6 protein-coding genes are annotated in these 6,148 nt (G+C 72.9%); 4 read left to right on the top strand and 2 right to left on the bottom strand.

Features of this window, described 5'->3' with window-relative positions:
• Positions 1-46 precede the first annotated feature (46 nt).
• Positions 47-1,414: a hypothetical protein gene (locus tag D6689_04770; protein RMH43580.1), complete on the bottom strand. Its 1,368-nt coding sequence runs from the start codon at positions 1,412-1,414 to the stop codon at positions 47-49.
• Between the two features lie 127 nt (positions 1,415-1,541).
• Here D6689_04770 and D6689_04765 point away from each other — a divergent pair, with 127 nt between their 5' ends.
• Positions 1,542-1,835, top strand: coding sequence for a hypothetical protein (locus D6689_04765; GenBank protein RMH43579.1), 294 nt, complete (start codon positions 1,542-1,544; stop codon positions 1,833-1,835).
• Position 1,836: 1 nt separating this feature from the next.
• Positions 1,837-2,667, top strand: coding sequence for a DUF3501 family protein (locus D6689_04760; GenBank protein RMH43578.1), 831 nt, complete (start codon positions 1,837-1,839; stop codon positions 2,665-2,667).
• Positions 2,668-2,758: 91 nt separating this feature from the next.
• Here D6689_04760 and D6689_04755 read toward each other — a convergent pair whose 3' ends face one another.
• Entirely contained in the window at positions 2,759-3,649 is an 891-nt protein-coding gene (locus D6689_04755; GenBank protein RMH43577.1) for an FHA domain-containing protein, read from the bottom strand.
• A gap of 276 nt (positions 3,650-3,925) precedes the next feature.
• Here D6689_04755 and D6689_04750 point away from each other — a divergent pair, with 276 nt between their 5' ends.
• Positions 3,926-5,158: an LL-diaminopimelate aminotransferase gene (locus D6689_04750; protein RMH43576.1), complete on the top strand. Its 1,233-nt coding sequence runs from the start codon at positions 3,926-3,928 to the stop codon at positions 5,156-5,158.
• A gap of 282 nt (positions 5,159-5,440) precedes the next feature.
• Positions 5,441-6,148: hypothetical protein (locus tag D6689_04745; protein RMH43575.1), on the top strand; the 708-nt coding region annotated here is incomplete at its 3' end.

The following is a 6,148-nucleotide window of genomic DNA, read 5'->3' as shown; positions in this document are numbered from 1 at the left end:
CGTGTCGCCTATTGTAAGGTGGCGTGTGCGTTGCTCATGCAACGGATCACGCGTCGAGCCGCGAGCGAAACGCCCGCAGGGCGGCAAGCCACAGCTCCATTTGCTCCTCCTCATACCGGTAGATCCACTCTTGTCCCATCGGCACGAGCATCGACTCGCGATGGCGGCGAGCGCGGTCGCGCAGGCGGTCGAGCGCTTCGATCGATGCGTCGACTGCCTCGCGCACGGCGGCGGAGCGATGCGCCCCGGTGGGGGGCATCGTCGCGATCTCGGCGGGCGTCAGGCTGCGGCCGATCGCTTCGCGCGCCGGGTGCGTGGCTTTTTCGCGTGCGGCGTCGACTCGCCACAGCCGAAACCGATGGACGCCCGCCATCGCGTTGAACAGCACGCTCACCGCCATGGCGACGTACACCCAGTTGCCGAGCGGCATGATGTCGACCAGCCACGGCACGTACCGATCCGCGAAACCGGGGCCGTCGTGCTCGTAGAACTCGCGCGCCGCCGGCGACAGCGGCAGCGGTCCGCCGCCGGGCGCCTCCCGATTGCGGCGCACGAACCCGGGGATCTCGTCGCGCAGGACGGACAACAGCGCCATTTGTGCGCTGCGGCTCGCGCAGCCGTTGCCGACGAGGAGCGTATCGACGCGCATCACCGGAACGTCGGCGGGGGGCACCACGGCGATCGGATCGTACAATCCGGCCGGCAAGCGGCCGGTGGTCACGAACGGCAGCCGCCGCGCGACCGCGTCGAGGTGAGCGAGCGGGGCGAGCTGAAGCCCGCGCGACACGAGCGCGTCGCGCGCGAGGGCGGCGTCCTCGTCGAGGACGAATACGCCGAGGTCGAGGTCGCCCGCGACGAGCCGGTCGACCTGATCGCGCAGCGCATGATTCTCAAGTTGCAGGTCGAGTCGCGCGAGCGGGCCCGCGGCGAACAGGCGGCGGGCGAGATGATCGGTACCGGAGCCCGCCGGACCGACGCCGACGCGCAGTCCGCGGAGTTGGTCGAACCGCTCGAGGGACCCGGCGTCGCGGCCGATGAGCAACACGGCCTCGGTGCGCGGTAGCCGGCCGATCAGTTCGATGCCCGCGTCGTCGGGGATGGGCACGCCGGCTTGTGCGAGGGCGAAGTCGACCGAGCAATCGTCCGCTGCTGCAGCGAGGCGGCGCAGGTTGTCGACGGAGCCGGCCGACGTCACGGGCCGGACGGTGCCGCCGCGCGAGGCGGCGCGGCGCGCGACGCGGTCGACGACCGCTGCGTAGTTGCCCCCGCGCGGGCCGGACAGGACGGTCACGTCGAGGTAGTCGAGCGATTCGCCGAAGTGAATGGTCGATACGGCCGCCGCGATCAAGCCAATCGTCGCGAGCGCGGCCACCGTGCGCAGGGGCAGGCGCCGCGCGCGCTCGAGCCAGGTCATGCGGCGATGCTAAAGCATGCGGCTCGCCCGCGCGTGCGGGCGCGGCTGGAACGGCACCGGCCGGCGCCCCGACCATGAGGAGGTATTATGGATTGACATTGACTTTCGTTTTCAATATTGTTCCCGCATGGGCTGGCGGTCCCAGGGCGGTCGCGGAGGAGCACCCGGGGGCGACCCCGGGGCACCGCCGGCGACGTCGACCACCGCGCAGGAGGAACTCATGGCGAACTCGTGTTTCGTTCCGACCATCGAACCGCACATCGCGCTGTGCCGCAACGGCTGCGTGCACCTACAACTTGGACCGGCCGTGCTGCTGCTGTCGCCGGCCGGTTTGCGGCTGCTGGCGACGGCGGTCGACGAGGCTCTCGCGCAACTCGACGGCAACAAGCGGTCCGCTGAGACCGACGAGATCGTGAACTGAGTTGACGGCGCACGGCATGTCGTCGAGGTGGCCTTGTCGGGAGCGCGCAGGCGGCGGGGACGGCTCGCCCGCTCCGCCGGGACGCCCTGGAACGCAGCCGGCTCCGGCCGCCGGTGGGCGCGGAGAGGGGTCGGTAATGGCCGTCCGCGACCCAGGCGGGGCGGGCGCCGCCGGCCGCGCGTTCGGGCCCGCGGTGACGGCGGCGGATCTGCTCGGGCCTGGCGAATACGCGCGCGTGCGCGCGCCGTTGCAGGCGGCGTGCATCGCGCTCAAACGCCGCCGGCGGGTCTGGATCGGCCCTCACGTGTCGGTGCAGTTCGAAAACCGCAGCACCGTCTTGTACTGGCTGCACGAGTGGGCGCGCGCCGAGGGCCGCTGGGATGCCGCGTTTCTCGCCCGCATCGCCGCCGAGGCCGAGGTGCTCGTTCCGCGCCCGGGCGATCTGCGCGCGACGGTCCTCATTTGCGGCGGCGCGCGCGCGGACGCGCTCGCGTTGGCGAGCCGACTCGCCGCCGATCCGGGGTCCGCGTTGGCCATCCGGCTCGGCGATCGCGTCGCACGCGCCGAGCCGATCGCGCCGCCGCCCGACGCGGGGTGCCCCGTGCACTACGTGCGGTTCGCGGTCGGTCGCGACGCCGTCGCGGCGCTGCGGGACCGGCGGCGACCCGCGGTGCTCGCGCTCCGCCTCGGTCCCGCAGGCGTGCATACGGCCGTGTCGCTGCCGGAGCGGACGCGCGACGCCCTGGCGGCCGATCTGCACCATCGGCTCGGTCATGCGCCACCGGGGGCGGGGCCGACCCGGCGCGCGCGCAGCGCGGCTCCGCCGCCGTGACGCGTGCGCGCCGACCCGGCGCGACCTGTCCGGCGGTGGACGCGGCAGGTCGCTCGCCGCGCGCCGGCGACGGCACCGAGCTGCGCGCCGTTCAGCCGGGGCGTGATGCCGGCGGGCCGGCCGGCGGGGACGGGACGACGCGGAGGCGGTAGCCGAGGCGGTGCTGCGAGTGGATGAGATTGCCGACGCCGGCTTTGACCAGCGCCCGGCGGACGCGTCGCACGAGCTGCTTGAGGTGATTGTCCGTCGGGTGCGGAGTGTCCCACGGCAGGCGCGCGATCAACTCCGTGGAATGGACGAAACCGCGCACCGGCTCGGGCTGGTGGGCCTCCGACTGCATGCGATCGATCAGGATGCGCACGAGTTCGAGCTGGCTCGGGGTGAGTTGCACGCGGCGGCCCATCACCTCGACGAAGCCGCCGCCACCGCCGCTCGCTTCGACGACGCGGATCGGCGCCGTCGGCAGGCCGACGAGCGTGTCTTCGCCCGGCGCCGGCGCGGGGGCGACGAAGTCGGCTGGCCTCACCGTCTGGTGCGCGGGTTCTAGTTCCGGTGTCAACGAAACCGTGTCCGCCACGAAGTAGAACCCCACGGTGCCGAACGTGACGCGGTCGCCCGGTCGCAGTGCCGTCGGCGCGTCGATCTCGATGTCGCCGACGACCGTGCCGTTGGTGCTGCCGAGGTCGCGCAAGACGAACGTGTCGAGCGTAGGATCGTGTCGCAGCTCGGCGTGCCGCCGCGACACCGAACTGGACAGGATCGCGATGCCGTCGGAGGCGACCTGGCGCCCGACGACCGTCGTGTCGGCGATGCGATGGACGCGCCCCCACGGGTCGATGAGGGCGGCGTCGGATGGCGCCGTCACGCGCGACACGATCTGTTCGGGGCACAGATCGACGTCCGGTGCAATCTGCCCGGCGCACGCGCTACACAGCACATGCGCGCCGTCGACCGGCTGGCCACACACCGCACACTCGACCATTGCCGGCAGTGTACTCGACCCGCGCGGCTCCGGTGGCGCGATCGGGTGGGCCCGTTCCGCCCGGCGGGCCGCCGGGTGCGGTAAAGGGGCGAGGTTCCGCCGCGCCGCGCGGGTGCAACGGCTGTGCGACGGCGAAAACAGGGCGGCGCGACGGGAAGGTGCGGCGGAACGCGACCGGCGTCCCGCGCCGGCGGCTCCTCGGCCATGCCGCGGCGGGTACGTGCGGGGTAGCCGCCGGGCGCTCCCGGTCCGGCGGCGATGGTATGGTCCGCCGCCATGGCGCGCGTCAACGACCACTTTGGCAAGCTGAAGGCCGGCTACCTGTTTCCGGAGATCGCGCGGCGCGTCGCCGCGTTCGGCGCGGAGCACCCGGAGGCGCGGATCATCAAGCTCGGGATCGGCGACGTGACCGAGCCGCTGGCGCCCGCCATCGTCGACGCGATGCATGCCGCGGTCGACGAGATGGGCCGCCGGGACACGTTTCGCGGCTACGGACCCGAGCGCGGCTACGACTTTCTCATCGATGCGATCCGGCAGCACGACTTTGCCGCTCGCGGCGTCGACGTCGCGGCGGACGAGGTGTTCGTGTCCGACGGCAGCAAGTGCGACAGCGGCAACATTCAGGAGCTGTTCGCGGCGGACGCGGTCGTCGCCGTGACCGATCCGGTCTATCCGGTCTACGTCGATTCGAACGTGATGGCCGGTCGAACCGGCCCGGCGGACGAAACCGGCCGCTACGCCGGGCTCGTGTACTTGCCGGCGACCGAGGACAATGCATTTTGTCCGGCGCCGCCCGATCGAGACGTCGACGTGGTGTACCTGTGCTCGCCGAACAACCCGACCGGCGCCGTGCTCACGCGCGAGCGACTCGCCGAGTGGGTGCAGTGGGCGCGCGATCGCGACGCGGTGATCGTGTTCGATGCGGCGTACGAGTCGTTCATTCGCGACGACCGCTTGCCGCATTCGATCTACGAGATCGACGGTGCGCGCGCGTGCGCGATCGAGATGCGCAGCTTTTCGAAGCGCGCCGGCTTCACCGGCGTGCGCTGTGCCTACACGGTGGTACCCAAGGAGCTGACCGCGGCGACGTCGACCGGTGAGCGCGTGTCGCTCAACGCGCTGTGGAACCGGCGGCACAGCACCAAGTTCAACGGCGCCAGCTATATCGTCCAGCGGGGGGCCGCGGCGGTGTACACGCCCGAAGGCCGTCGCCAGACCGACGCGCAGATCGCGTTCTACATGGAGAACGCGCGGCTTTTGCGCGAGGGATTGGCCGCCGTCGGCTTCCGCGTGTTCGGCGGCGACAACGCCCCGTACATCTGGATGAAGGCGCCCGACGGGATGGGGTCGTGGGATCTGTTCGACCAGATGCTGTCGCGCGCGCACGTCGTCGGCACGCCCGGCGCCGGTTTCGGTCCGGCGGGCGAGGGATACTTCCGCCTGTCGGCGTTCAACGCGCGCGACGCGGTCGAGGAAGCGCTCGACCGGATTCGCCGCGCGTTCGCGTAGGTCGGACGCCGCGCCGGGGCGGGGCGCGCGGAGCGGACGGTGCGCGCCCCGCCGCGCGTCGGATCGCGCGGCGGTGTCGGCGCCACGAGCGGCGGGGGAGCGGTGGGGCAGCGGCGGGGCAGCGCGCGCTGGGGGCCAGCGCCGCCGGTGCCGGCGACTCGAGTAGCCACGTGTGCGCTTCCGCGCGCACGCGCGCACCGCCGATTTCATGGTGTCAACGGGTTCATGTCGCGTCGTCGCGGCCGATCCGTTGGAACGGAGATTGCTGTGCAACGAATCAGGATGGGTTCTGGAATACGGTTCTCGGGCGACAAGAACGATTGTGCGCGCAAGCGGGATGACGAAATCCGTCCGCTGACGGAGGAGACGCTCGCGCTGCTGTTCGGCGGAGTCACCCGGCTTGGCCGGCCGGTCGAGGCGGTCGACGACGGGGCTTCGCTCGCGGAACCTCTCGTCGACGACGCGGGCGATATGGCGGGCGGTCTGCGGGCGCGGCCGCCGGTGACCGCCGGCCGCATGCCGCGGTCATCCGCGGTGTCGCGGGCCACCGCCGCGCCCCGCGACACCGCGGCGGGCGAGCGCGCGACGTCGGGCGTGCTCGATCTCCGCGCGCTGGCGGGAGCGTACGAGAAGGACCGGGGGCGGCTCGCGCGCGGCTCCACGCCACCACCGGTGGCGGTGGCCGGCGCCGATCTGCTCCGGCCGACCGTCCAGCCGCGCCGGGATGCGAGGATGTGGGGGGCCGTCGCGGTGGCCGCGGTGCTCGCCGTCGCCTGCGCGGTCGCCGGGGTCGCGCTGTGGCACCTGCGTCGCGGCGGAAGCGACGGAGCGCGTATGGCGAGGCGGCCGGCCGACACGGCCGCGCCGTCGCAAGCGGACACGGCCGCGCCGTCGCGAGCCGCCACGGCCGCGCCGTCGCGAGCGGCCACGGCCGCGCCGTCGCAAGCGGACACGGCCGCGCCGTCGCGAGCCGCCACGGCCGCGCCGTCG

This window comes from Deltaproteobacteria bacterium, from assembly GCA_003696105.1.
Taxonomy (GTDB): Bacteria; Myxococcota_A; Polyangia; order Haliangiales; family J016; genus J016.
Note: the sequence above shows the minus strand (reverse complement) of the source record. Positions and strands in the feature narration are given on the sequence as shown.